The organism is Janibacter sp. Y6, from assembly GCF_040900765.1.
In the GTDB taxonomy this organism is placed as follows: Bacteria; Actinomycetota; Actinomycetes; order Actinomycetales; family Dermatophilaceae; genus Marihabitans; species Marihabitans melonis.
Genome location: NZ_JAKLYZ010000001.1, coordinates 374,208 through 400,002, shown reverse-complemented (window position 1 = coordinate 400,002; position 25,795 = coordinate 374,208). Strand labels below are relative to the sequence as shown.

18 protein-coding genes are annotated in these 25,795 nt (G+C 73.7%); 9 read left to right on the top strand and 9 right to left on the bottom strand.

The window, feature by feature from the left end; translation table 11 throughout:
- The 5 genes from L6241_RS01910 (at position 1) to dxs (ending at position 7,566) form a co-directional block, all read left to right on the top strand.
- Positions 1-1,311: a class I SAM-dependent RNA methyltransferase gene (locus tag L6241_RS01910; protein ID WP_368244532.1), complete on the top strand. Its 1,311-nt coding sequence runs from the start codon at positions 1-3 to the stop codon at positions 1,309-1,311.
- A gap of 156 nt (positions 1,312-1,467) precedes the next feature.
- On the top strand, positions 1,468-4,278 hold the full coding sequence (locus L6241_RS01905) for an aconitate hydratase (protein ID WP_368244531.1): 2,811 nt from the start codon (positions 1,468-1,470) through the stop codon (positions 4,276-4,278).
- 84 nt (positions 4,279-4,362) lie between these two features.
- Positions 4,363-5,088 carry an SDR family oxidoreductase gene (locus L6241_RS01900; RefSeq protein ID WP_368244530.1) on the top strand — a complete coding sequence of 242 codons (726 nt, stop codon included), beginning with the start codon at positions 4,363-4,365 and terminating at the stop codon, positions 5,086-5,088.
- 129 nt (positions 5,089-5,217) lie between these two features.
- Complete coding sequence (locus L6241_RS01895; RefSeq protein WP_368244529.1) at positions 5,218-5,586, top strand: hypothetical protein; 369 nt, start codon at positions 5,218-5,220, stop codon at positions 5,584-5,586.
- A 117-nt stretch (positions 5,587-5,703) separates the two neighbouring features.
- The gene (gene dxs / locus L6241_RS01890; RefSeq protein WP_368244528.1) at positions 5,704-7,566 is read left to right on the top strand and encodes a 1-deoxy-D-xylulose-5-phosphate synthase; all 1,863 of its coding nucleotides are present in this window, start codon (positions 5,704-5,706) and stop codon (positions 7,564-7,566) included.
- A 91-nt stretch (positions 7,567-7,657) separates the two neighbouring features.
- Here the strand turns inward: dxs and L6241_RS01885 are convergent, their stop codons facing one another.
- The 3 genes from L6241_RS01885 to L6241_RS01875 all read right to left on the bottom strand — a co-directional run bounded on the left by L6241_RS01885 (position 7,658) and on the right by L6241_RS01875 (position 12,369).
- Positions 7,658-9,196 carry a UDP-N-acetylglucosamine 1-carboxyvinyltransferase gene (locus L6241_RS01885; protein ID WP_068276537.1) on the bottom strand — a complete coding sequence of 513 codons (1,539 nt, stop codon included), beginning with the start codon at positions 9,194-9,196 and terminating at the stop codon, positions 7,658-7,660.
- A gap of 26 nt (positions 9,197-9,222) precedes the next feature.
- Positions 9,223-9,882 (bottom strand): NAD(P)/FAD-dependent oxidoreductase, encoded by a 660-nt coding sequence (locus L6241_RS01880; protein ID WP_368244527.1) that lies wholly within the window; start codon positions 9,880-9,882, stop codon positions 9,223-9,225.
- A 624-nt stretch (positions 9,883-10,506) separates the two neighbouring features.
- Positions 10,507-12,369 carry a Na+/H+ antiporter gene (locus L6241_RS01875; protein ID WP_368244526.1) on the bottom strand — a complete coding sequence of 621 codons (1,863 nt, stop codon included), beginning with the start codon at positions 12,367-12,369 and terminating at the stop codon, positions 10,507-10,509.
- Positions 12,370-12,479: 110 nt separating this feature from the next.
- On the opposite strand from L6241_RS01875, the gene L6241_RS01870 reads away from it, so the two are divergent.
- Entirely contained in the window at positions 12,480-14,327 is a 1,848-nt protein-coding gene (locus L6241_RS01870) for an ABC transporter ATP-binding protein (protein WP_123091897.1), read from the top strand.
- Between the two features lie 114 nt (positions 14,328-14,441).
- Here the strand turns inward: L6241_RS01870 and L6241_RS01865 are convergent, their stop codons facing one another.
- Both L6241_RS01865 and L6241_RS01860 read right to left on the bottom strand, forming a co-directional pair.
- Entirely contained in the window at positions 14,442-16,559 is a 2,118-nt protein-coding gene (locus L6241_RS01865) for a 3-hydroxyacyl-CoA dehydrogenase NAD-binding domain-containing protein (protein WP_368244525.1), read from the bottom strand.
- 3 nt (positions 16,560-16,562) lie between these two features.
- On the bottom strand, positions 16,563-17,786 hold the full coding sequence (locus tag L6241_RS01860) for a thiolase family protein (RefSeq protein ID WP_191564874.1): 1,224 nt from the start codon (positions 17,784-17,786) through the stop codon (positions 16,563-16,565).
- A 466-nt stretch (positions 17,787-18,252) separates the two neighbouring features.
- On the opposite strand from L6241_RS01860, the gene L6241_RS01855 reads away from it, so the two are divergent.
- Positions 18,253-18,942 (top strand): alpha/beta hydrolase, encoded by a 690-nt coding sequence (locus tag L6241_RS01855; RefSeq protein WP_368244524.1) that lies wholly within the window; start codon positions 18,253-18,255, stop codon positions 18,940-18,942.
- Positions 18,943-19,203: 261 nt separating this feature from the next.
- On the opposite strand, the gene L6241_RS01850 is transcribed toward L6241_RS01855, so the two are convergent.
- The 3 genes from L6241_RS01850 to L6241_RS01840 all read right to left on the bottom strand — a co-directional run bounded on the left by L6241_RS01850 (position 19,204) and on the right by L6241_RS01840 (position 22,632).
- On the bottom strand, positions 19,204-20,475 hold the full coding sequence (locus L6241_RS01850) for an HRDC domain-containing protein (protein WP_191563802.1): 1,272 nt from the start codon (positions 20,473-20,475) through the stop codon (positions 19,204-19,206).
- Positions 20,472-21,053, bottom strand: coding sequence for a DUF3000 domain-containing protein (locus L6241_RS01845; RefSeq protein ID WP_068275439.1), 582 nt, complete (start codon positions 21,051-21,053; stop codon positions 20,472-20,474). The genes L6241_RS01850 and L6241_RS01845 overlap by 4 nt, the downstream gene beginning before the upstream one ends.
- 112 nt (positions 21,054-21,165) lie before the next feature.
- On the bottom strand, positions 21,166-22,632 hold the full coding sequence (locus L6241_RS01840) for a hypothetical protein (protein ID WP_368244523.1): 1,467 nt from the start codon (positions 22,630-22,632) through the stop codon (positions 21,166-21,168).
- A 102-nt stretch (positions 22,633-22,734) separates the two neighbouring features.
- Between L6241_RS01840 and L6241_RS01835 the strand changes: the two genes are divergently transcribed.
- On the top strand, positions 22,735-23,571 hold the full coding sequence (locus L6241_RS01835; RefSeq protein WP_368244522.1) for an EamA family transporter: 837 nt from the start codon (positions 22,735-22,737) through the stop codon (positions 23,569-23,571).
- Positions 23,572-23,693: 122 nt separating this feature from the next.
- Positions 23,694-24,758 (top strand): uroporphyrinogen decarboxylase, encoded by a 1,065-nt coding sequence (hemE, locus tag L6241_RS01830; RefSeq protein WP_191563827.1) that lies wholly within the window; start codon positions 23,694-23,696, stop codon positions 24,756-24,758.
- Here hemE and L6241_RS01825 read toward each other — a convergent pair.
- The gene (locus tag L6241_RS01825) at positions 24,706-25,701 is read right to left on the bottom strand and encodes a DUF4349 domain-containing protein (protein WP_368244521.1); all 996 of its coding nucleotides are present in this window, start codon (positions 25,699-25,701) and stop codon (positions 24,706-24,708) included. The genes hemE and L6241_RS01825 overlap by 53 nt on opposite strands.
- Between the last annotated feature and the right edge of the window lie 94 nt (positions 25,702-25,795).

The window sequence follows — 25,795 nt, the reverse complement described above, 5'->3', positions numbered from 1 at the left end:
ATGACGACACCTGCAGGAGACGAGCTGGCCGTCGGCGACGAGATCGAGGTCGTCGTCGGCCCGGTCGCGCACGGCGGGCACTGCGTGGCCCGCCACGACGGGCGCGTGGTCTTCGTGCGCCACACCATCCCGGGGGAGCGGGTGGTCGTGAGGATCACCGAAGGGGGACCCGGCGACCGCTTCGTGCGCGGTGACGCCGTCGAGGTGCTCGAGGCCTCCGAGCACCGCGTGCCGCGGCGCTGCCCCGTCTCCGGGCCCGGGGGCTGCGGCGGCTGCGACCTCCAGCACGTGAGCACCGAGCACCAGCGCACCCTCAAGGCGCAGGTCGTCGTCGAGCAGCTCCAGCGCCTCGGCGGTGTCGAGCGCGAGGTGGTCGTCGAGGCGCTGGCCGACGCCGACGGGCTGGGCTACCGCACCCGGGTCGAGGTGGCGGTCGGTCGAGAGGGCGGGGGGACCCCCTTCGTCGGGCTGCGCAAGCACCGCTCGCACGACCTCGTGCCGATCACCGGGTGCCCCATCGCGCACCCGAGGGTCGACGAGGGCATCGCCGCGGCCGCGCAGGAGGCCGCCGAGGGCGGCCTCGAGGACGCGGTGGCCGTCGACATCGCCGCCGCCTCCGGCGAGGAGGACGTCGCGCTCGTCGAGGTCGGCCCGCAGGGCCGGGCGCAGCGCATCACCCTCACCGAGCGGGTGGCCACGCCCACGGGGGAGCGCGAGATGAGCGTCGACGCGCGCGGCTTCTGGCAGGTCCACGCCGACGCGCCGCGCGCCTTCGTCGAGGCCGTCCTCGAGGCGGCGCAGGTGCAGCCGGGGGAGCGGGTGCTCGACCTCTACAGCGGGGTCGGCCTGCTCTCGCTGCCGCTGGCCGAGGCGAGCGGGCCGGATGGCCAGCTGCTCGCCGTCGAGTCGGACCCGCTCGCCCTGGACCACCTCGCCGAGAACCTTGCCGAGCAGCGGCACTCCGTTGTCGTGCCCGGTCGGGTCGACGACCTGCTGGGGGTGCCCCGGCAGGGGCGTCGCCGCGGACAGCGCGGGGGACGCGCTCCTGCCCGCTCCCAGCTGCTGCCGCCGAGCGCCGACGTCGTCGTCCTCGACCCGCCCCGCACCGGCGCCGGTCGCGGGATCGTCGAGGCGCTGCTCGCGATGCGCCCTCGGCGCCTCGTCTACGTCGCCTGCGACCCCGCCGCGCTGGGGCGCGACACCGCCACCCTGCGGGCAGGCGGGTACGAGCTCGACGCGCTGCGCTCGCTCGACGCCTTCCCGATGACGCACCACGTCGAGTGCGTCGCGACCTTCGTCCCGGCGGGCTGAGAGCGCCCTGTCCGCCCGCCGACGAGGCCTGCTGCTCGGCGCGCAGAGCGGCCCCGTGTGCGAGACAGTGGGAGCGGAACCGGACCCCGTGACGGACGGGGGCTGTGATAGGTTTATCTTGACGTCAAGATAAAAACCACGACAGAGGAGTCGACAGTGCCCAGTGCGAACACCTTCGGTGCGAAGGGCGAGCTCAGCGTCGGTGACGCGTCCTACGAGATCTTCCGACTGGCGCAGGTGGAGGGCTCGCAGACGCTGCCCTACAGCCTCAAGGTCCTGCTCGAGAACCTCCTGCGGACCGAGGACGGCGCGAACGTCACGGCGGACCACATCAACGCCCTCGGGCAGTGGGACGAGACCGCGGAGCCCGACACCGAGATCCAGTTCACCCCTGCCCGCGTCATCATGCAGGACTTCACCGGCGTCCCCTGCGTCGTCGACCTCGCGACGATGCGCGAGGCCGTCGCCGACCTCGGCGGCGACCCGACGAAGATCAACCCGCTCGCCCCGGCCGAGCTCGTCATCGACCACTCGGTGATCATCGACGTCTTCGGCCAGCGCGACGCCTTCGAGCGCAACGTCGACTTCGAGTACGAGCGCAACGAGGAGCGCTACCAGTTCCTGCGCTGGGGCCAGACCGCCTTCGAGGACTTCAAGGTCGTCCCCCCGGGCACCGGCATCGTCCACCAGGTCAACATCGAGCACCTCGCGCGCGTGACGATGACCCGTGAGGTCGAGGGCTCGCTGCAGGCCTACCCCGACACCTGCGTCGGCACCGACAGCCACACGACGATGGAGAACGGCCTCGGCGTGCTCGGCTGGGGCGTCGGCGGCATCGAGGCCGAGGCCGCGATGCTCGGCCAGCCCATCTCGATGCTCATCCCGCGCGTCGTCGGCTTCAAGCTCACCGGTGAGATCCCCCAGGGTGCGACGGCCACCGACGTCGTCCTCACGATCACCGAGATGCTCCGCGACCACGGCGTCGTCGGCAAGTTCGTCGAGTTCTACGGCGAGGGCGTCTCGGCGGTCCCGCTCGCGAACCGCGCGACGATCGGCAACATGAGCCCCGAGTTCGGCTCCACCTGCGCGATCTTCCCGATCGACGACGTGACGATGGACTACCTGCGTCTCACCGGTCGCCCCCAGGAGCAGCTCGACCTCGTCGAGGCCTACGCCAAGGAGCAGGGCATGTGGCTCGACGCGAGCGTCGAGGCCCGCTACTCCGAGCGCCTCGAGCTCGACCTGTCGACGGTCGTCCCCTCGATCGCCGGCCCGAAGCGTCCGCAGGACCGCATCTCGCTCACCGAGGCCAAGCCGCAGTTCCGCAAGGACCTGCGCAACTACGTCGTCGAGGGCAACGGCATCGACAAGAGCGCCGTCGACGCCGAGCTCGCCGAGACCTTCCCCGCCTCCGACGCGCCGTCGCACGACGCGCGTGAGGAGTCGCAGGAGGCCGGTCGCCCGACCCACTCCGGCGGCGTCGCCGACGGTCGCTCGAGCAACCCGGTCCAGGTGAGCATCGACGGCCAGGACGTCACCATCGACCACGGCCACGTCGCGATCGCCTCGATCACGAGCTGCACGAACACCTCGAACCCGTCGGTGATGATGGCGGCCGCGATGCTCGCCAAGAACGCCGTCGAGCGTGGCCTGCAGGTCAAGCCGTGGGTCAAGACCTCGATGGCCCCGGGCAGCAAGGTCGTCACCGAGTACTACGAGAAGGCCGGCATGTGGCCCTACCTCGAGAAGCTCGGCTACCACCTCGTCGGCTACGGCTGCACGACGTGCATCGGCAACTCGGGCCCGATCGTGCCCGAGGTCTCCGAGGCCGTCGCGCAGGGCGACCTCGCCGTCACCGCGGTGCTCTCCGGCAACCGCAACTTCGAGGGCCGGATCAACCCCGACGTCAAGATGAACTACCTCGCCTCGCCGCCGCTCGTCATCGCCTATGCGCTCGCCGGGACGATGGACTTCGACTTCGAGGCCGACCCCATCGGTCAGGGCAGCGACGGCACGGACGTCTACCTCAAGGACATCTGGCCCAGCCCGCAGGACGTGCAGAGCACGATCGACCACGCGATCAGCACCGAGATGTTCTCGAGCAAGTACGCCGACGTCTTCGCCGGCGACGAGCGCTGGAAGGGCCTGCCCACCCCGGAGGGCAACACCTTCGAGTGGGCGCAGGACTCGACCTACGTGCGCAAGGCGCCCTACTTCGACGGGATGGGCCGCGAGCCCGAGCCGGTCGAGGAGATCTCCGGCGCCCGCGTCCTGGCCTGGCTCGGTGACTCGGTGACCACCGACCACATCAGCCCGGCCGGCTCGATCAAGGCCGACAGCCCGGCGGGCCGCTACCTCGCCGAGCACGGCGTGGACAAGAAGGACTTCAACTCCTACGGCTCGCGCCGTGGCAACCACGAGGTGATGATCCGCGGCACCTTCGCCAACATCCGGCTGCGCAACCTGCTGCTGGACGGCGTCGAGGGCAGCTTCACGCGCGACTTCACCAACGGCGGCGAGCAGACCTCGATCTTCGAGGCCTCGGAGTCCTACGCCGAGCAGGGCACCCCGCTCGTCGTCCTCGCCGGCAAGGAGTACGGCTCGGGCAGCTCGCGCGACTGGGCCGCGAAGGGCACGCGCCTGCTCGGCGTCCGCGCCGTCATCGCGCAGTCCTACGAGCGGATCCACCGCAGCAACCTCATCGGCATGGGGGTCATCCCGCTGCAGTTCCCGCAGGGCGAGAGCGCCGAGAGCCTCGGCCTCGACGGCACGGAGACCTTTGACTTCGAGGGGATCACCGCGCTCAACGAGGGCACGACGCCCAAGACCGTCAAGGTCACGGCGACGAAGGACGGCGGCGAGCCCGTCTCCTTCGACGCGGTCGTGCGCATCGACACCCCCGGCGAGGCGGAGTACTACCGCAACGGCGGCATCCTGCAGTACGTCCTGCGCTCGCTCGTCGCCTGACGAGACCTGCGTCCGACGCCCGACGCCCGACGGCCCGGTCCCCCTTCGTGGGGGCCGGGCCGCCGGCGTCCCTAGGGTGGGTCCATGACCACCGAGCCCACCCGACGTCCCCTCGCCCTCGTCACCGGCGGCACCCGCGGCATCGGCCGCGCGATCTGCGAGGTCCTCGCCCCGACCCACGACCTGCTCGTCGGCGGGCGTGACGAGGCCTCCGTCGCCGAGACGGTCGCCGCCCTGTCGACGAAGGGGTGCACGGCTCACCCCTTCGTCGCCGAGCTGACCGACGACGCGCAGACCGCGGCCGCGGTCGAGCGCGCCGCCGAGGTCCTCGACGGGCGGCTCGACGTGCTCGTCCACAGCGCGGGGATCGCCCGCGGCGGACCGCTCGCGGAGCTCACCCGTGAGGACTGGCGGGTGCAGCTCGAGGTCAACGTCGTCGCGGTCGCCGACCTCACGCGCCGGCTGCTCCCGGCGCTGCGCGAGGCTCGCGGGCAGGTCGTCGTCATCAACTCCGGGTCCGGCTTCGTCTCCCGTGCCGGGGGTGGGTCGTACTCCGCCTCGAAGTTCGCCGTCCGCGCGCTCACCGACGCCCTGCGCGAGGAGGAGCGCGGCCAGGTGCGGGTGTGCTCGATCCACCCGGGGCGGGTCGACACCGACATGCAGGTCGACCTCCAGCGCTCGAAGGGTCGCGCCTACGACCCGGACGAGCACCTGCGGGCCGACTCTGTGGCCGCGACCGTCCGTCTGGCCGTCGACGCGAGCCCCGAGGCGATGGTCGAGGAGCTGAGCATCCGCCCCGTCCACCCCTGACCCCGCGAGGTATGGAGATCGGTCGCCACGGACCCCGTCCGGGCGACCGATCTCCATACCTCGGCGAAGGGGGAGGGGCGAAGGGGGAGGGGCGAGGCGTCGTCGGGGGTGGCGAGTAGCATCGAACGCATGTTCGAGCACCTGCCCCCGGGGTGGCCACCAGGCGTGCGCCCGCCGGGCACGACGGGCTGGCAGGGCGACGTCGCCGGCTGGCTGCTCGACCAGTGCCCGCCGGACTACCGCGGGCACGAGGTGCTGCGTCGCCACCCCGTCGCCCTCGCCTGGCTCGCCCGGCTCCACGTGCGCGCGCAGGTCGACGCGACGCGGCAGGCCTACCGCGAGGCCCGGGTCGCCATGGTCGCCGAGCTGCCCGCGGGCACCCTCGAGCCGTTGCTCGCCGCGCTCGAGGCGGAGGGGCGCCGGCTGCGCACCGCCGAGCGCGGGGTCGAGCTGGTCCGCGACGCCCTCGCCGGACGCACCTACGTGCCGCGGATGTGACGTCGGCGGCACCCGCCACGCCGAGCCCGCCTCGCAGGGAGCGCCCAGCCGAGGACACCTAGACTGGTCGCTCGTGTGCACGCACCCGTGCGCCCACCCCTCGGAAGGACACAGCCGGTGACGGACCTGGAGCGCATCAGCGGTCCTCGCGACCTCGACGAGATGACGCCGGAGGAGCTCGACACGCTCGCCGCCGACATCCGGGCCTTCCTCGTGCGCGAGGTGTCGCGCACCGGCGGTCACCTCGGTCCGAATCTCGGGGTCGTCGAGCTGACCATGGCGCTGCACCGCGTCTTCGACAGCCCGAGCGACACGCTCGTCTTCGACACCGGGCACCAGTCCTACGTGCACAAGATCCTCACCGGCCGCAGCGACTTCTCCGCCCTGCGCGTCAAGGACGGCCTCTCGGGGTACCCGAGCCGCGCCGAGTCCCCGCACGACGTCGTCGAGAACAGCCATGCCTCGACCTCGCTGTCGTGGGCCGAGGGCATCGCGTCCGGCTACCGGCTGCGCGGCGAGGACCGTCACGTCGTCGCCGTCATCGGCGACGGGGCCCTCACCGGCGGCATGGCCTGGGAGGCGCTGAACAACATCGCCTCCGAGAAGGACCTGCCCCTCGTCATCGTCGTCAACGACAACGAGCGCAGCTACGCCCCGACGATCGGCGGGCTCGCCGACCACCTCGCGATGCTGCGCACCAACCGCCAGTACGAGCAGGTCCTCGACTGGGGCAAGGACAAGCTGACCCGCACCCCCGTCGTCGGGCGGACCGCCTACCAGGCCTTCCACTCGATGAAGAAGGGCGCGAAGGACTTCTGGGCGCCGCAGGGGATGTTCGAGGACCTCGGCATCAAGTACCTCGGCCCGGTCGACGGGCACGACCTCGGTGCGCTCGAGCAGGCGCTGCGCCGCGCCAAGGCCTTCGGCGGACCGGTGCTCGTCCACTGCATCACGCAGAAGGGACGTGGCTACGACCACGCCGTCGACGACGTCGCCGACCAGTTCCACGCCGTCGGCAAGATCAACCCCGAGACGGGCCTGCCGCTCGAGATCGCCGGGCGGAGCTGGACCGACGAGTTCAGCGACGAGATGGTCGCCCTCGGCGCCGAGCGCGAGGACGTCGTCGCGATCACCGCGGCGATGATGATGCCGGTCGGCCTGCAGCCCTTCGCCGACGCCTACCCCGACCGCATCTTCGACGTCGGCATCGCCGAGCAGCACGCGACGACGATGGCCGCCGGCCTCGCGTACGCGGGCCTGCACCCCGTCGTCGCGATCTACGCGACCTTCTTGAACCGCGCCTTCGACCAGCTCCTCATGGACTGCGCGATGCACCGCGCCGGCGTCACCTTCGTGCTCGACCGCTCCGGGGTCACCGGACCGGACGGCGCGAGCCACCACGGCATGTGGGACATGTCGCTCGCCGCGATCGTCCCCGGGCTGCGCCTCGCCGCTCCCCGCGACGGCCAGCAGATCCGCCGAGCGGTCCGCGAGGCGGTCGACGTCACCGACGGCCCGACCGTCGTGCGCTTCCCCAAGGGCAGCGTCGCCGACCCGATCGAGGCGGTGGCGACCCACGAGGGTCTCGACGTCCTGCTCGGCGACCCCGACGTCGACCCCGACGTCCTCGTCGTCTCGGTGGGCGCGATGGCGGGGACCTCGACGACCGTCGCCGAGAAGCTCGCGGCCGAGGGGCTGACCACCCTCGTCGTCGACCCGCGCTGGGTGCTCCCCGTGCCGGAGGCGCTCGTCGCGCTCGCCGCCCGCAGCGGCCGCGTCGCCGTGCTCGAGGACAACTCGGTCGCCGGCGGTGTCGGCTCCGAGGTCGCTCGCGCGCTGCAGGACGGCGGGGTCGGCGTGCCCGTGCACCGCTTCGGCCTGCCCAAGGAGTTCATCCAGCACGCGTCGCGCGGCCAGGTGCTCGAGGCCGTCGGCCTCACCCCGGAGCCGATCGTCGAAGAGCTGCTCCGCAGCCGCTGACCGGCGGTCGCCCCACCGGCGACGAAGGGAGGGCCCGTCACCACGAGGTGACGGGCCCTCCCTTCGTGCGAGTGGCGCGGGTGGACCGGGCTCAGATGTCCCGGAAGGGGCGCACGTCGGCGCCCAGGGCGTTGAGGCGCTCGGCGAGGTCTTCGTAGCCGCGGTTGATGACGTAGACGTTGCGCAGGAAGCTCACGCCCGGCGCGGCGAGCATCGCGAGCAGGACGACGACGCCGGGGCGCAGCGCCGGCGGGCAGGCGACCTCGTTCGCGCGCCACCGGGTCGGACCGGTGATCTGCACGCGGTGCGGGTCGAGCAGGGTGACGTGCCCGCCGATCTTCGTCAGCTCGGTGAGGTAGATCGCGCGGTTCTCGTAGACCCAGTCGTGGATCGTCGTCGTGCCCTCGGCGCACGCCGCGATGAGCGCGAAGAAGGGCAGGTTGTCGATGTTCAGACCCGGGAAGGGCAGCGGGTGGATCTTGTCGATCGGCGCCTTGAGCGGCCCGGGGTGGGTCGTGATGTCGACGAGGCGCGTGCGGCCGTTGGCGGCCGTGTACTCCGGCGAGAGCGTGTAGCGCATGCCCATCTGCTCGAGCGTCGCCAGCTCGATCTCGAGGAACTCGATGGGGGAGCGGCGGATGGTGATCTCGCTGCCGGTGACGACCGCGGCCGCGATGAGGCTCATCGCCTCGATCGGGTCCTCGCTCGGGCTGTACTCGACGTCGACGTCGATCTCGGCGACGCCACGCACCCGCAGCGTCGTCGTGCCGATGCCCTCGATGCTCACGCCGAGCTTCTCGAGGAAGAAGCACAGGTCCTGGACCATGTAGTTGGGGCTGGCGTTGCGGATGGTCGTCGTGCCGGTGTCGCGGGCAGCGGCCATGAGGGCGTTCTCGGTGACGGTGTCGCCGCGCTCGGTGAGCACGATCGTCTTGTCGGTGCCGACGGCGTCGCTCACGCGGGCCTCGTAGAAGCCCTGGGTGGCCTCGACGTCGAGCCCGAAGTGCTTGAGCGAGGCGAGGTGCGGCTCGACCGTGCGGGTGCCGAGGTCGCAGCCACCGGCGTAGGGCAGGCGGAACTGCGGCATGTCGTGCAGCAGCGGGCCGAGGAACATGATGACCGTGCGGGTGCGGCGGGCCGCGGCCTCGTCCATGCTCGCGAGGTCGAGACGGGCCGGCGGGGTGATCCGCAGGTCGTTGGAGTCGGGCAGCCACTGCGTCTGCACGCCGATGGAGTGCAGCACCTCGAGGATGCGGTTGACCTCCTCGATGCGGGCCAGGCTGCGCAGGGTCGTCGTGCCCTTGTTGAGCAGCGAGGCGCACAGCAGCGCGACGGCGGCGTTCTTGCTCGTCTTGACGTCGATGGCGCCCGACAGCTGCCGCCCGCCCTCGATGCGCAGGTGCACGGCGCCGTCGACGCCGGACTTGCCGAAGGAGAGGAACTCGGTGTCGAGGGCCTCGCTGATCTTGGCCAGGGAGTCCAGCGTGAGGTTCTGCTTGCCGGACTCGACGCGGGTCACGGCGCCCTGGCTGGTCTCCAGGACGCCGGCCAGCTCGGACTGGGACATGCCGCGCTTGACGCGGGCGTCGCGGATCAGCAGGCCGATGCGGTTCAGGTAGTCGTCACTCACGTCGTCCAAGGTAACTCATATATGAGTTAACTCAAGTCGACGTCCGGCGTGGCGCGGCTGCCGTCGGTGGGCATCCCGGGCGAAGGGGGAGCCTCCGGGGAGAGGTGGAGGTGCACCTGGGGGACGACGGACGCCCCTTCGCCGGCGGCGGAGGTGACCCTCTTCATCGAGCCGGCGCGGATGTCCCCGACGGCGAAGACGCCCGGCACCGTCGTCGTTAGGTCGGCCGGCGGGAGGTCGTCGACCCAGGCGTCGCGGGGCACGTCGCGACCGGTGAGGACGAAGCCGCGCTCGTCACGGGCGAGGGCATCGGGCACCCAGTCGCACGCCGTCCGCGCGCCCAGCAGGAGGAAGAGGCCGCCGGCGGGGACGCGCCGGCTCTGCCCGGTGTCGCAGTCGGTGAGCTCCAGCCACTCGAGCCGGGCCGCGTCGTCGGCGTCCTGCGCACCGGCGTCGGTGATCTCGGTGCGCCCGAGGACGGTGATGCGCGGGTTGTGCCGGATCTCGCCGACGAGGTAGGAGGACATCGTCGAGGAGAGGTCGGGCCGTCGGACGACGACGGTCACGGAGCGTGCGTACCGGGCGAGGTGGACGGCGGCCTGGCCGGCGGAGTTGCCGCCGCCGACGACGTAGGCGTCGAGCCCCTCCATCTCGCGGGCGACCGCCATCGCGGCGCCGTAGTGCACGCCCCGACCGACGAAGGCCTCGACCGAGGGCACCCCGAGGCGCCGGTAGTCGACGCCGGCACCTCGCGCCCCCGGGGGCTGTCGGGCGTGTGCACCCCGACGGGCAGACCAGTGCGCTCGAGCAGCCCGCGGACGTCGAGGGCGACGCCGGTGAGCGACGGGGCGATGATCGAGACCGTCTCGACGACCGGCGCGCCGACGGTCGCGTTCCAGTCGTTGAGCAGCTCGCCGACCGCGCTGTGGAACTCCTCGTCGCGCACCCCGCGCGGCAGGAGGAGGAAGGCGTCGTACACCCCCTTCGCCAGCCCGGGGCGCAGCGCCGGGGCCTCGGCGCGGAAGCGCTCCCACGGCGAGAGGACGACCCGGCGCGCCGTCGGCACGACACCGCGGAGCTTGACGAGCAGGGCGTGGATGTCGGTGCCGGGGACGAGCGACTCGGTGACGAAGAGCGCCACCGGGGTGCCGGCGTCCTGGAGCGCGCGTCCGTGCGCCTCCGCGGAGGCGAGGTCGGGGGCGACGACGACGGTGTACTCGCCCTCGTAGCGCCGGAACTGGGTACGCAGCTCGTCGCCGTGCTCGGGGGCGATGACGATGATCGCGGGGTCGCTCATGACGTGCCTGCTCTCAGCCGCTCAGCTGGTGGACGAAGCACCACCGCCACGACTCGTCCGGCTCGGCGGACTGCATGACGGGGTGCTGGGTGTGCTCGAAGTGGCGCGACGCGTGCCGCTGCGGCGAGGAGTCGCAGCAGCCGACCTCGCCGCACCCGAGGCAGCGCCGCAGGGTCACCCACGGCGTGCCCTCGGCCTCGCACGCCGGGCAGGTCTGCGCCGTCGCCTCGTCGAGCGCGGGATGGGCGTCGAGGTCGTCGCACGAGGCGCCGGCGGCGACGGTGTCGGCGGTGGGGGCGGGGGCGGGCTCGTCCTGACGCGCGGCCTCGACCATCGACTCTTCGATGTCGAGCATCGCGAGGACCTCGCGGATGACCTGCGAGGGCATCTCGCCCTCGCTGCGGATCTGGAGCACCCGCTCCCGCTCGGCGGCGAGCATCTCCTGGCGCACCCTGGCGTAGAGGGCGGCCGGGCTCTGCGCGCCGTCACGCGTGCCGAGCCGCTCCCACGCGGCGAAGCTGCGCTGCTCGACCCGGGTGCGGACCATCTCGGCGACCCCGTGCTCCTCCGGGCCGAGCTCGGCCGGGTCGAGCTCGTCGAGCCGGGCGAAGCCGGCCTCGCCGGCCTGCTGCAGGACCGTCGCGCGGGCGAGCGCGTCGGAGGCGGGGTCGGGCGGCGGCACGCCGAGCAGACGGGTGAGCAGGGGCAGGGTGAGCCCCTGGGCGAAGAGCGTGCCGGCCACCGTGGTGAAGGCGATCATGAGCACGACCTCGCGGTGCGGCGTGTCGTCGGGGATGACGTAGGCGGCCGCGAGGGTGACGACGCCGCGCATGCCGGCCCAGCCGACGAGGAGGGCCTGGCGGGGCGGCAGGGCCGCGGCCCGCCGGGTGCGGCCGAGCAGCGCCCGGGTGCTGAAGACCCACGCGACGCGCACGACGACGACGGTCGCGAGCACCGCGAGGCACACGAGGACGACCCGGCCGACGCCGATGTCGCTGCGGCGCACCTCGTCGACGAGGGCGCTCGCCTGGAGGCCGATGAGCAGGAAGACCGCGCCCTCGAGGACGAAGGCGATGCTCGCCCACGTCATCTGCTCGGTGATCCGGGAGCGGGCGGTCTGCACGAGGGGTGCCTTGTGGCCGAGGAGCAGCCCGGCGACGACGACGGCGATGACGCCGGAGGCCTCGATCTCCTCGGCGCAGATGTAGGCGGCGAAGGGGGTGACGAGCGAGATCGCCGTGTCGAGGAGGGGGTCGGTGACGCGCCGGCGGACCTTCGCGACGACGACGAAGGCGAGCAGGCCGACGAGGGCGCCGCCGCCGGCGGCGACGACGAAGTCGAGGGCGACGTCGAGGACCGCGACGCCGCCGGCGGTCGCGGCGATGGCGGTGCGCAGCGCGACGAGGGCGGTCGCGTCGTTGAAGAGCGACTCGCCCTCGAGGATCGTCACGACCCGCCGGGGCAGCCCGATCCGGCGGGCGACGGCGGTCGCCGCGACGGCGTCGGGCGGGGCGACGACGGCGCCGATGGCCACGGCCGCGGGCCAGGAGAGGTCGGGCACGAGCTGGCGCACGACGACGGCGACGACGGCGGTCGTCGCGAGGACCAGCCCGACGGACAGGGCGAGGATCGCGCCACGGTTGGCGCGGAAGTCGACGAGCGAGGTCTGCAGCGCCGCCGAGTACAGCAGCGGTGGCAGCAGCCCGAGCAGCACGACCTCGGGGCTCAGCTCGATCGTGGGGGCGAAGGGGAGCAGCGACCCCAGCGCGCCGACGAGGACGAGGAGCAGTGGTGCCGGCACCCGGAGCCGCTCGCTCACCGCGGTGCCGGCGAGGACGGTCACGGCGAGCAGCACGAGGGTGATCGCGGTCTCCACCAGGGGAGGGTAGGCCTGTCCGGGCCGCAGCGCACCGCTGCCGGTCGCCCGCAAGCTGCCCCCTAAGGTGACCCTTACCTGACGACCCCCGATGGGAGCGCATCACCTCCGTGAGCAGCAGCACGAGCACCCGCCCGCCGCAGACCGCGGCCGACCCGACGGCCGCCCCGCGGCCCGCCGACGACCCGAGCCGCCCCCTTCGCGCGCTGTGGGAGCGCTACCGCGCCTACCGGGGACGCTTCGTCCTCGCGCTGCTCATGTCGACGCTCAACAAGATCGCCGACGTCGTGCCCGAGCTGCTCATCGGCGCCGCGATCGACGTCGTGGTGCGGGGCGACCGGTCCTTCGTCGGCGAGCTCCTCGGCGTCGAGTCGCGCTACGGCCAGCTCGCGTGGCTGGCGGCGATCAACGTCGTCGTCTGGGTCGTCGAGTCGCTCACGGAGTACCTCGCCGCGGTGCTCTTCCGCGGGCTCTCGCAGGCCGTCGAGCACGACCTGAGGGTCGAGGCCTACGACCACGCGCAGCGCCTCGACCTCGGCTGGCACGAGCGCCGCCCGCAGGGCGCGACCCTGGCGGTCGTCAACGACGACATCAACCAGCTCGAGCGCTTCCTCGACGTCGGCGTGCCCTCGATCCTGCAGACCGCGCTCAACGTCGTGCTCGTCGGGGCGGTCTTCGCGGTCGCGTCGTGGCAGCTGCTCGTCCTCGCCTTCCTGCCCATCCCGCTCGTCATCGGCGGCGCTCTCGTCTTCCAGCGGCGGCTGCAGCCGCTCTACGCCCGCGTCCGCGAGGCCGTCGCCGACCTCTCCGGCGCGCTCTCGGCCAACCTCGCCGGGCTGGCGACGATCAAGGCCTTCACCGCCGAGCCCCGCGAGACCGAGCGGATCAGCGCGAGCTCGGACGCCTACCGCCAGGCCAACATCACGGCCATCCGGTCCTCGGCCGCCTTCGTGCCCCTCGTGCGCATGGCGATCCTCGCCGGCTTCACGTGCACCCTGCTCGTCGGCGGGTGGCAGGTGCTCGACGGCGACCTCGCCGTCGGGCTGTACTCGGTGCTCGTCTTCATGACGCAGCGCCTGCTGTGGCCGCTCACCGACGTCGCCGAGGTGCTCGACCTCTACCAGCGCGGGCGGGCCTCCGTCGTGCGGGTGCTCGGGCTGCTGCAGGAGCCGGTGGGGGTGCGCCCGGGTGCGCAGGAGGTCGAGGGCCCCGCGGAGGGGCGCATCGAGCTGCAGGGCGTGCGGGCGGGCTACGCCGACGGCCCCGACGTGCTCCACGGCATCGACCTCGTCATCCCCGCCGGGCAGACGCACGCGCTCGTCGGGGCGACGGGGTCGGGCAAGTCGACCGTGCTGCGCCACCTGCTGCGCTTCGACGACCCGCGCGCCGGCCGGGTGCTCCTCGACGGCCGTGACGTGCGCGAGCTCGACTGGGACTCGCTGCGCGGGTCCATCGGCTACGTCGCCCAGGACATCTACCTCTTCGCCGGGACGATCGGCGAGAACATCGCCTACGGGCGGCCCGACGCGACCCGTGAGCAGATCCGCGCGGCCGCCGACGCCGCCGCCGCGCTCGACGTCGTCGACGCGCTGCCCGAGGGGCTCGACACGTGGGTGGGGGAGCGCGGCGTGACGCTCTCGGGCGGCCAGCGCCAGCGCATCGCCCTCGCCCGAGCGCTCCTGCGCGACCCCTCGATCCTCGTGCTCGACGAGGCGACGAGCGCGGTCGACAACGAGACCGAGGCCGCGATCCAGCGCTCGCTGCGCACCGCGACGCGCGGGCGCACGGCGGTCGTCGTCGCGCACCGCCTGTCGACCGTGCGGCACGCAGACCGCATCTGGGTCATGGACTCGGGACGGGTCGTCGAGGCCGGCAGCCACGACGAGCTCGTCGAGCAGGGCGGCCTCTACGCCGCGCTGTGGGCGGTGCAGACCGGCGACGCCCCCGTCGCGGGGTAGCCCCGACGGCACGACGAAGGGGGACCCGCGCGAGGTGCGCGGGTCCCCCTTCGGGCTCCTGCTACGGCGCAGTACTGGTCGTCATCACGACCAGTACTGCGCCGTAGCGCGTGGTCAGGCCGGGACGGAGGCGACGCCCGGCGGCAGGAAGCGCTGCCCGGTGACGCGCTCGGACACGCCCTCGCGGTCGAGCAGCGGGGTGATCCCGCCGTTCCAGAACTGGAAGCCGGCGCCGGTGATCATCGCGAGGTCGATGTCCATCGGGGCCTGCGCGACGCCCTCGTCGAGCATGAGGCGCACCTCCTCGGCGATGACCCCGAGGACGCGCTCGCGGACCTGCTCGACGGTGAGCTCGACGGGCTGCTCCGGCGCGACCTGGGCGGCGAGCAGCTCCGGGTCGGCGACGGGCGTGCCGTCCTGCCACAGGTAGTAGCCCGGCTTCTTCATCTCGACCATGGTCTGCAGGTTCGGCGAGACGTAGAAGCGGTCACCGAGGGCCCGGTGCAGGGTCTCGCTGTTGTGCAGCGCGATCGGCGGGCCGACGAGACCGAGCAGGACGAAGGGGGGCATCGGCGCGAGCCCGGCGACGCCGCGCTCGGCGACCTCGACTGGGGTGCCCTCGTCGACGACCCGGCTGAACTCGCCCATGAATCGGCCCAGCAGGCGGTTGGTGATGAAGGACGGGCTGTCCCCCACGAGGATGCACGTCTTCTTCAGGCCCTTGCCGGCGGCGAAGGCCGTCGCGAGGGTCGCGTCGTCGGTGCGCTCGCCGGGGATGATCTCCAGCAGCGGCATGACGGCGACGGGGTTGAAGAAGTGGAAGCCGACGACCCGCTCGGGGTGCTCGAGGTCGGCGGCCATCTCCGTGATCGACAACGACGAGGTGTTCGAGGCCAGCACGCACTCGGGGCGCACGACGGCCTCGACCTCGGCCCACACCTGCTTCTTGACCGAGATCTCCTCGAAGACCGCCTCGATGACGAGGTCGGCGTCGGCGAAGCCGTCCTTGCTCGTCGAGCCGGTCACGAGGCCGCGCAGCTGGTTGGCCTTGTCCTGGCTGATCTTGCCCTTGGCCAGCGACTTCTCGATCTCGGCGTGGACGTAGCCGACGCCCTTGTCGACGCGGTCCTGGTCGAGGTCGGTCATGACGACCGGCACCTTGAGCGAGCGGATGACGAGCATCGCGAGCTGGCTGGCCATGAGGCCCGCGCCGACGATGCCGACCTTGCCCACGGGACGGGCCAGCGACTTGTCCGGGGCGCCGGCGGGACGCTTCGCGCGCTTCTGCACGAGGTCGAAGGCGTAGAGCCCGGCGCGCAGCTCGTCACCCATGACGAGATCGGAGAGGGCCTCGTCCTCCGCGGCGAAGGCCTCGTCGCGGCCGGCCGTGCGGGCCGCCTGGACGAGGTCGATGGCGCGGTACGGCGCCGGAGAGGTGCGCGAGGTCTTCGCGTCGGCGAGAGCCCGGGCGGCGTCGCAGGCCGCGGCCCACACCCCTTCGTCGTCGCTCACCGGGGCGCGCTCGACGGTGGTCTCGCCGCGCAGGACCGAGGCGGCCCAGCGGATCGAGTCCTCGAGGAAGTCGACGGGGGCGAAGATCGTGTCGGCCATGCCGAGCTTCGCGGCCTGCGGGCCGGAGAGCATGCGGTTCTGGCTGAGGGGGTTCTCGACGACGACCTTGAGGGCCGCCTCGGGCCCGACGAGGCGGGGCAGCAGGTAGCAGCCGCCCCACCCGGGCACGAGACCGAGGAAGACCTCGGGCAGGGCGATCGCGGGGACACCCGCGGAGATCGTGCGGTAGTCGCACGCGAGCGCGATCTCGACGCCGCCGCCCATCGCGGCGCCGTTGACGAACGCGAAGGTCGGCACCGGCAGGTCCATGACCGCGGCGAAGGCTGCGTGGCCGGCTCGGGCGATCTCGCGCGCCTCGTCACGGGAGGTGACGTGCGGGACCCCGGAGAGGTCGGCGCCGACGGCGAAGACGAAGGGCTTGCCGGTGATGCCGACGGCCTGGATCTCGCCGGCCTCGGCGCGGCGCCGCGCCTCGGCGACGGTCTGCGAGAGCTCGGCGAGGCCCTGGGGGCCGAAGGTGCTCGGCCGGGTGTGGTCGAGGCCGTTGTCGAGGGTGATGAGGGCCATCGTCCCGGCGCCGCCGGGGAGGGTGACGTCCTGGGCGGGGGCGTGGGTGACGACCTCGTCGTGCGCGGTCGTCGGGGCTGCGGTGGTCGTCATGGCTCAGGCCTCGCTCGTCGTGTCGGAGCCGTAGTCGGCGTGGTGGGGGTTCTCCCAGATGACGGCGCCACCCATGCCGATGCCGATGCACATCGCGGTCATGCCGTAGCGCACGCTCGGGTCCTCCTCGAACTGACGCGCGAGCTGGGTCATGAGACGCACGCCGGAGCTCGCGAGGGGGTGCCCGGTGGCGATGGCGCCGCCGTAGCGGTTGACGCGCTCGTCGTCGTCGGCGATGCCGAAGTGCTCGAGGAAGGCGAGCACCTGCACGGCGAACGCCTCGTTGAGCTCGAAGAGGCCGATGTCGTCGATGCTCAGACCGGCCTTGGCCAGGGCCTTCTCGGCCGCGGGGACCGGGCCGTAGCCCATGACCTCCGGCTCGACGCCGACGAAGGCGAAGTCCACGAGACGCATGCGCACCGGCAGGCCGAGCTCGGCGGCGGCCTGCTCGGAGGCGATGAGGCACGCGGTCGCGCCGTCGTTGAGACCGGCGGCGTTGCCGGCGGTGACGTTGCCGTGGGGGCGGAAGGGGGTCTTCAGCCCGGCGAGGTCCTCGAGGGTGGTCTGCGGGCGCGGCGGCTCGTCGGCCGTCGCGAGCCCCCAGCCCTTCTCGGCGTGCCGGGTCGCGACCTCGACGAGGTCGGGCTGGATCTTGCCGTCCTCGTAGGCCTGCGCGAGCTTGCGCTGGCTGCCCAGGGCGTAGGCGTCGCTGCGCTCCTTGGTCAGGCTCGGGTAGCGGTCGTGGAGGTTCTCGGCCGTCTTGCCCATGACGAGCGCGCTGGGGTCGACGAGCTTCTCGGCGACGACGCGGGGGTTGGGGTCGACCCCTTCGCCCATGGGGTGACGCCCCATGTGCTCGACGCCACCGGCGACGGCGACGTCGATCGCGCCGAAGGAGATCGCGCCGGCGACGTTGGTCACCGCCGTCATCGCGCCCGCGCACATGCGGTCGACGCTGTAGCCGGGGGTGGTCTTCGGCAGCCCGGACAGCAGGGCGGCCATCCGGCCGAGGGTCAGGCCCTGGTCGCCGATCTGGGTGGTCGCGGCGATGGCGACCTCCTCGACGCGCTCCGGCGGCAGGTCGGGGTTGCGACGCAGGAGCTCACGGATGCACTTGATGACCAGGTCGTCGGCACGGGTCTGGGCGTACATGCCCTTCTCACCGGCCTTGCCGAATGGCGTACGCACGCCATCGACGAAGACGACCTCACGCGGGGTGCGGGGCACGGCGGCCTTCACTTTCGCTCGGGGGTCCCCACCGGGATGGCGGGGTGACGTCAGGCTACTAAGCGAGCGCTCACCGCACGAGGGGTGGTGGGGTGAGTTGTCCCACCCCGCCCCGCCGAGACCCCCGCCAACCACCCCGTCGGTGGGGCGATCACCACCAGTACGGCGGGGTAGGTGGGGGTCTGGGCGGGTGGGTGGACAGGGATGGGGGACGACGGGGGAGCGCGGGGACCGCCGGGGCGAAGGGGGTGCGGCAGGGTGGGCGGATGAGCGGCGCCGAGATGTTCGAGGGCTTCGCCGACGAGCGGGTCGACGTCGGCGAGGTCGTCCTGCGGGTGCGTCACCGGCTCACCGACCCCGCGCGCTCGCCGGTGCTCCTCGTCCACGGACACCCGCGCACCGGCGCGACGTGGCACGAGGTGGCCCGTCGGCTCGTCGAGCGCGGGCACGACGTCGTCGTCCCGACATGCGCGGCTACGGCGCCTCGACCTCGCCGGACCCGCTGCCTGACCACCGGCAGCAGTCCAAGCGCGCCGTCGCGGGCGACCTCGTGCGGCTGCTCGACGTCCTCGACGTGCCTCGCGTCGTGCTCGCCGGGCACGACCGCGGCTGCTACGTCGCGCTGCGGCTGGCCCTCGACCACCCCGACCGCGTCGCCGCCCTCGGGGTGCTCGACGGGGTGCCGATCAGCGAGGCGCTGGCGCGGTGCGACGCACGCTTCGCCGCGGCGTGGCCGCACTGGTTCTTCTTCGCGATGCCCGACAAGCCCGAGCGCGCGATCCTCGCCGACCCGCTCGCCTGGTACGCGCCGTCCTCGCAGCACATGGGCGCCGTGGCGCTCGCCGAGCTCGAGGAGGCGCTCGTGCGTCCGCAGGTCGTGCGGGCGATGCTCGAGGACTACCGCGCGGGACTGGGCGTCGACCGCGCGGACGAGGAGGCCGACCAGGCCGCGGGGAGGCGGCTGCGCATGCCGACGACCTTCGCCCGCAGCCGCGACGACGACCTCGCCGAGCTGTACGGCGAGCCGGTGCGGATCTGGCAGGACTGGGCCGACGACGTCGTCGAGGTCGTCGTCGGGTCGGGCCACCACATGGCCGAGGAGGCTCCCGGCGAGGTCGCCGACCTGCTCGCGGACCTGGCCGCCCGCGCCCGCTGACGCGCCCCGTCGCGCCGGCTGACGGTGTCCCCTTCGCCGCCGGATGGCGGTACCCCGTCGCCGCGGGGTGACGGTGCCCCCTTCGCCGCCGGGTGACGGTGCCCCCTTCGCCGCCGGGTGACGGTGCCCCCTTCGCCGCCGGGTGACGGTGCCCCCTTCGACGCGCGCTACGACGCAGTACTGGTCGCGACCACGACCACTACTGCGTCGTAGCGCGCGTCAGAGCGGGAGCGAAGGGGGACGAGCGGCGGCCGAGCGGGGTCAGCCCGTGTGCTCCTCGAAGGCTGCCGCCAGCATCGGGGCGACGACCTCTCGCTGCCAGGGCCGCACGCCGTGCGCGGCGAGCGCCGCCTCGAAGCCGGCGGCGTCGGTCTGCTCCGGGGGGGTCCACACGACGCGACGCAGCGGGTCGGGCGCGCAGACGTTCTCGACCGGGATCGTGTGCGCCTCGGCGAAGGCCGTGAGCATCTCGCGGGTCGTCGTGAGCCGGGCCGCGGCGACGGGGTTGCGGTCGGGCCAGCTGCGCTGCGGCGGCGGGGCGTCGGTGCGCACGGACACCGGGGGCAGCTCGGAGTCGGGCAGCGCCGCGGCCCGCTCGACCGCGGCGAGCCAGTGCCGGCCGTAGCGCGGCACGCTGCGCGGCGAGGTCGGCAGGTCGGCCGCTGTCGTCGGGGACTCCATGGCGATGGCGACGAGCGCCGCGTCCGGGACGACCCGGCCGGGGGAGATGTCGCGCTCCTGGGCGATGGCGTCGCGGGCGTACCAGAGCTCGCGCACGGTCGCGAGGACGCGCGGCTTGCGGATCTTGTGCATCCCCGAGGTGCGCCGCCACGGGTCGTCCTTGACGGCCGGCTGCCAGGTGAGCAGCGCCTCGAACTCCTGGCGCGCCCACTCGGCCTTGCCCTGCACGGCGAGGTCGATGCCCATGAGGTTGCGCACCTCGCCGAGCACCTCGACGTCGAGCGCCGCGTAGCGCAGCCACGGCTCGGGCAGCGGGCGGGTCGACCAGTCGACCGCCGAGTGCTCCTTGGCCAGGCTCAGCCCGAGGTAGTGCTCGACGACGGCGGCCAGGCCGACGCGGGGCAGCCCGAGCAGACGGGCGGCGAGCTCGGTGTCGAAGAGCTGGCGCGGCCGCAGGCCGACCTCGGCGAGGCAGGCGAGGTCCTGGGTCGCGGCGTGCAGCAGCCACTCGCCGCTGCCGATCGCGCGGTCGAGCGGAGAGAGGTCGGGCACGGCCATCGGGTCGAGCAGCCAGGTGCCGGCGTCGTCGCGGCGCACCTGCACGAGGTAGGCGCGCTGGCCGTAGCGGTAGCCCGAGGCCCGCTCGGCGTCGAGGGCCACGGGGCCGCTGCCGCGGGCGATCGCCTCGGCGCACTCGAGCAGACCGCGCTCGGTCGTCACGACGTCGGGCACACCCTCGGCCGGCTCGGAGAGCACGGGCAGAGGAGCAGGGGTGGGCTGCTCGGCGGCCTCCTCGAGGTCACGGACCTCGGAGGGACCGCTCTCGTCCGGTCCGCCTCCGGCGGTGCTCATCGGCGCCTCCCCGGCAGGGCGACGACGCCGTCGGGCAGCGGGGGCAGCCCGCCGATCGTGCACAGCAGGTCGACCCACGCCTCGAGGTGCTCCCCGACCTGGGCGTCCTGCGGGCTCCACGACGCGCGGATCTCCATCTCGACGCTCACCGAGCGGTCCTCGAGGTCGCCGTAGGACTCCGAGACGACGCGCGTCACCGTGCCGGCCTCGGCGACGAGCTCGACACCACGCTCCTCCAGGGCGTCGACGAGCCAGGACCAGCCCACCTCGCCGAGCACCGGGTCGGTCGCGACCTCGGGCTCGAGCTCGGCGCGTGCGTAGGTGACGACCCGCCACGGGCCGCCCCACGGCTCGGGCTCGGAGGGGTCGTGCAGCAGCACGAAGCGTCCGGTGGCGAGCTCGTCCTCGCCGTTCGCGTCGAGCACGTCTCCGGTCATCGCCACGGCGTGCGGGGCGATCCGGGTGGGTGCGGGGACCTCGGTGAGCCGCACCTCGGGCCGCACGCTCGCCGCGTGCAGCGCGCTGAGAGCGTGCTCGAAGTCGTCCGCGCCCTGCGCGGAGGTCGGTCGGGTGGCCACGTCGCGAGGGTAGGTCGACCGGTGACCCCGCGGGAGTTGCCACGCCGGGGGCTCCCCCTTCGCCTGGCCTCGCGGGATGACCCTCGTCCTCGGCCTTCCCACGCCGGGCCGATCAGTCCCGGCTGACGACCATGCTGGTCACCCGGTCGGCGTCGTCGTAGCGGACGGTCCACACCCCGCCGTCCACGGGTCGCTGCTCGACCCGCTGAGGATTGGAGCGCGCCGGCGCAAGTCCCTGGCGCAGGGCGCGCAGGTCTGCCCGCGTCGGCTGCGGCGGCAGACCGTCGACAGCCGCGGCGAACCGGTGCTCGCCATGGCGCCCGCCCAGCTCGATCTCGTCGACCCGGTTGGCCCGGAACCCGACGCGCACCCCGGGCAGCGCGCGCACCCGGTCGACCAGAGGGTGGTCACGGCCGCGGCCGAGGGTGTCGAGGAAGGTCACCAGGTCGCCGCTCACCCGCCACCGGCGGTCGGGGACCGCGTGACCGCCCCGAGCCCGGACCGAGACCGATCTCGGGGCGACCGCGGTCCCGAGGGCTCCGTAGCCGACCACCACGTCACCGACCGGGGACCGGAAGAGGTCCAGGTCCGCGGTGGTCATCACCGGGTGCCCCAGGGCGCCGGCCACCTCGCCCCGGGACGGCGGTCGGGTCAGACCGGGCAGCAGGGCGGGTCGGCCCTCGTCGGGGTGCAGCGCGGGCGTGCGGACCTCGGTCACGCGCCGGTCCTCGAGCAGCACCTCGACCCCACCGGCGAGCTCGATCATGCGCCGCGACCCCAGCAGCGAGTCCGTCCACCGACGACGCGGCTCGCCGAGCAGGGCGATCAACGCCCCGAGCGGCGCGCTGCCCTCGTCCTGACCGAGCGCGTGGAGCATGACCCCGATGGCCCCGACGGGTGCCGTGGGCGGAGCCGGACGGGAGAGCCTCAGGCCGACGAGCCCGCCGGCGTCGTCGTAGCGTGCGGTGAGTCGATCGCCCTCGAGACGATGGACGTCGGGCCCGTCGCCGACCGGGTCGCCGAGGACCGCGGCCACCTGCGCGCGATCGCTGCCGGCGTCCAGGCCGACGACCAGCGCTCCCGTCCGCGGATGTGCGGCCTCACCGGCCAGGTCGAGCTCGACCCCGACGAGCACGCCGTCGCGCTCGACGGCCCGGGCCGTGCCGCCGGCCAGGGCACGTGACCGGGCGACGGCGTCGTCGTGGACCGCCGCGCCCAGCGCGTCGAGATGGCACCAGATCTCTCCGGCGACCCGGGGCGGCACGGTCCGCTCGACCCACGGCGACCAGCGCTCGGGACGCCACCGACCGCCCGCCGGGCTGAAGAGCAGCCGGTCCGGGCGATGACCGGACCAGCACTCACCCAGGAAGGGTCGCAGCGCGTCGGGCTCGGCCAGCCCCGTGCGGTACTGCTCGTCGGTCAGCGCGTACAGCGCGTCGGCCGACCCGTGACCTACCTGCTGGTCCACGCCGACCCACGCTCGCCCGCTGGTCACCTCGACCCCGAGGCTCGGCCGGCGTGCGACCTCGACGAACCACCGCTGGTCCGGCGTCCGGCTGGGTCCGGTGCGAGTGCTCACCTGCCGATCCTCTCCTGCCGGGCCTGCGTCAGGGAGCCCGCTCCCGTCGCAGGGACCCCGCGGTGCCAGGCCGGGGCCTCCCCCTTCGCCTAACCTCGCGGGGTGACCCTCGTCCTCGGCCTCCTCGCGGCGGTGGTGTGGGGCAGCTCGGACTTCGTCGCCGGGCTGACGTCGCGGCGCACGCCCGCGGGGGTCGTCCTCGGGTGGAGCCTGGCGGTCGCCGCGGTGCTCACGAGCGTCGCCGTCCTCTCCGCCGGGCCGCTGCCGCCCGGTCGCTGGTGGCTGTGGGGGAGCCTGTCGGGGGTCGTCGGCACCCTCGGCCTGTGCGCGCTGTACGCGGGGCTCGCGGCGGGCCGCATGGGCGTCGTCGCGCCGGTCGCCGCGTGCGGCGTCGTCGTCCCCGTCGTCGTCGGGCTGCTCGGCGGCGACCCGGTCGGCGTCCTCGTCGTCATCGGCCTCCTCTGCGCGGTCGTCGGCATCGTCCTCGCGAGCGGTCCTGAGCTGCGGACGGGGGCGAGGGGGGAGCGCGCCGGCCTCCCGGTCCTCCTCGCGCTCCTCGCGGCGCTCGGCCTGGGGGCCTCGCTCGTGCTCGTCGAGCGCGGGTCGCACAGCTCGGTCCTGCACACCCTGTGGTCGCTCAAGGTCGTCGGCGCGCTCGTCGTGCTCCTCGGCGCGCTCGCCGTGCGCCGGGTGGGGGTGCCGCCCCGCGCGACCCTGCCCGGGATCCTGCTCGTCGGTGTCGCCGACCTCGGGGCCAACGTCCTCTACGCGCTCGCCGCGACGCGCGGCCCGCTGTCGGTCGTCAGCGTCCTCGCCTCGCTCTACCCGGTCGCGACGGTGGCGCTCGCGACCCTCGTGCTGCACGAGCGGCTGCGGCCGGTCCAGGGGATCGGGGTCGTCCTCGCCCTCCTCGGCGTCGTCCTGCTCGCCGCCGGCTGAGCCCCGGGCGAAGGGGGGACGAGGGTTTCGTCACCGGCCCGGCCGTGGGGGAGGATCGGGGCGTGAGCACCGCCGACCCCACCGCCGACGCCCGCGCCGACCGCACCGGTGCCGCACCGGGCCTGCAGCAGCCGCTCGAGGCGGCGACGACCTCGGCGGACAGCGACCTCGTCCGCGCGGCCCGGGGGCTGCCCGTGCGCCGCACGCCCGTGTGGTTCATGCGTCAGGCCGGCCGCTCGCTGCCCGAGTACCGCGCGCTGCGCGAGGGCAACGAGATGCTCGCCGCGTGCCGCACGCCCGACCTCGTCACCGAGATCACGATGCAGCCGGTGCGCCGTCACGGCGTCGACGGGGCGATCTTCTTCTCCGACATCGTCGTGCCGGTGCACGCCGTGGGCGTCGACCTCGACATCGTGCCGGGCCGGGGTCCGGTGGTCGCCGAGCCCTTCCGCACCCGCGCCGACCTCGACCGGCTGCCCGAGCTGACGCCCGAGCACGTCCCGGACATCACCGAGTCGGTGCGCCGCCTCGTCGCCGAGCTCGGCCCGGTCCCGCTCATCGGCTTCGCCGGGGCGCCCTTCACCCTCGCCAGCTATCTCGTCGAGGGCGGGCCGAGCAAGAACCACGAGCGCACCAAGGCGCTCATGCACGGCGACCCCCAGCTGTGGCACGACCTGTGCGAGCGTCTCGCGCGGATCGCGGGCGCCTTCCTGAGGGTGCAGGTCGAGGCCGGCGCGAGCGTCGTCCAGCTCTTCGACTCCTGGGCCGGCTTCCTCTCGCGGGCCGACTACGTGACGCACGTGCAGCCCCACTCGGCCGCGGCCCTGGCGATGGTCGCCGACCTCGACGTCCCGACGATCCACTTCGGGGTCGGCACCGGCGAGCTGCTGCGCGACATGGGCGCGGCGGGGGCCGACGTCGTCGGCGTCGACTACCGGACCTCGCTGGCCGACGCGATCGAGCGGCTCGAGGGCCGCCACGCCGTCCAGGGCAACCTCGACCCCGCCCTCCTCTTCGCCCCGTGGGAGCCGCTGGCGGCGGCGGTCGAGCGCATCGTGGCCGAGGGCCACGCCGCGCCGGGCCACATCTTCAACCTCGGCCACGGCGTGCTGCCCACCACCGACCCCGACGTCCTCACCCGTGTCGTCGAGCTGGTCCACCAGCAGCCGGTACGAGCGGCGCGCTGACCCGCCGGCGCCGCCACCACCACACGAGCGGCGCGGTGACGAGCAGCCCGAGCGCGACGAAGGGGGTGAGCGCCCCCAGGACCGTGAGCAGCACGGCCGCCGAGCTGCCGAAGGCGTCCCAGCCGGCCGACAGCCCCGCGAGGAAGCCCGTCGCGTCCTCGTCCTCACGCTCCGGCGCGCCCTCCTGCGACAGGCTGACCGTCACCGGCGAGGTGCTCGTGCGCCGCTCCAGGTCCTTGAGCTGGGCCAGGTGCGACTCGAGGTCCGCCTGGCGGGTCGACAGGTCGCTCTCGAGGGTGACGAGCTGGTCGATGTCGTCCGTGCTCGCGATGAGCCGCTGGACGCGGGCGATGGAGGCCCGCATGGTCTTGATGCGCGAGGCGGTGTCGGTGTAGGTCGAGCTCTCGTCGCTCGTCGAGGTCGTGCGCCGCTCGACGGTCCCGAGCTCGGACAGCGCGTCGAGGGTCGTGTCGAGACGTGAGCTCGGCACGGTGACGACCACCTCGCCCCACGCGTGACCCTCGTCCGAGGAGACCTCCTCCGAGGTCACCGCGCCGTCGACCCGGGCGGCCGCGCTGCGGACCTTCGCCGCGGCCTGGTCGACGTCGGCGACGGTGAGGTCGAGGGTCGCGCTCCGGGCCAGGCGCTGCTGCGAGACGACGGTGCGCTGCTGGGAGCGCGCGCCCGTCGCCCCCTTCGCCCCGGTGGCCGGTCGGCTCGCGTCCTGGTCGTCGGCGACCGAGGAGTCCTCGGCGGCGCCTCCCTCGCCCTGGGCCGTCGCGCCCTCGGACCGCGGGACGCCGGAGTCGGAGGACGACCCGCCGAAGCCGCACCCCGCGAGCGTCACCGCCGCCACCAGCGCCGCGGCGGCCGTCCCGACGGCCGGGCGGCGCCACCCCTTCGTGCTCTCCTCGTCGTGCGTCCTGCTCGCCTGCGTGCTCATCGTCTGCCCCCTGCTCTCTCGGCACCGCCGGGTGCGGCGCCGTCGGGGATGGGACGGGGTCGGCGGGGCGGGGGGTTCCGGCCGGGGCGGTCAC

Excerpts from the sequence above, each read along its gene's own strand:
- L6241_RS01910 (WP_368244532.1), top strand. The coding sequence starts at position 1 with ATGACGACACCTGCAGGAGACGAGCTGGCCGTCGGCGACGAGATCGAG.
- L6241_RS01900 (WP_368244530.1), top strand. The coding sequence starts at position 4,363 with ATGACCACCGAGCCCACCCGACGTCCCCTCGCCCTCGTCACCGGCGGC.
- L6241_RS01895 (WP_368244529.1), top strand. The coding sequence starts at position 5,218 with ATGTTCGAGCACCTGCCCCCGGGGTGGCCACCAGGCGTGCGCCCGCCG.
- L6241_RS01865 (WP_368244525.1), bottom strand. The coding sequence starts at position 16,559 with ATGACGACCACCGCAGCCCCGACGACCGCGCACGACGAGGTCGTCACC.
- L6241_RS01855 (WP_368244524.1), top strand. The coding sequence starts at position 18,253 with ATGCGCGGCTACGGCGCCTCGACCTCGCCGGACCCGCTGCCTGACCAC.
- L6241_RS01850 (WP_191563802.1), bottom strand. The coding sequence starts at position 20,475 with ATGAGCACCGCCGGAGGCGGACCGGACGAGAGCGGTCCCTCCGAGGTC.
- L6241_RS01825 (WP_368244521.1), bottom strand. The coding sequence starts at position 25,701 with ATGAGCACGCAGGCGAGCAGGACGCACGACGAGGAGAGCACGAAGGGG.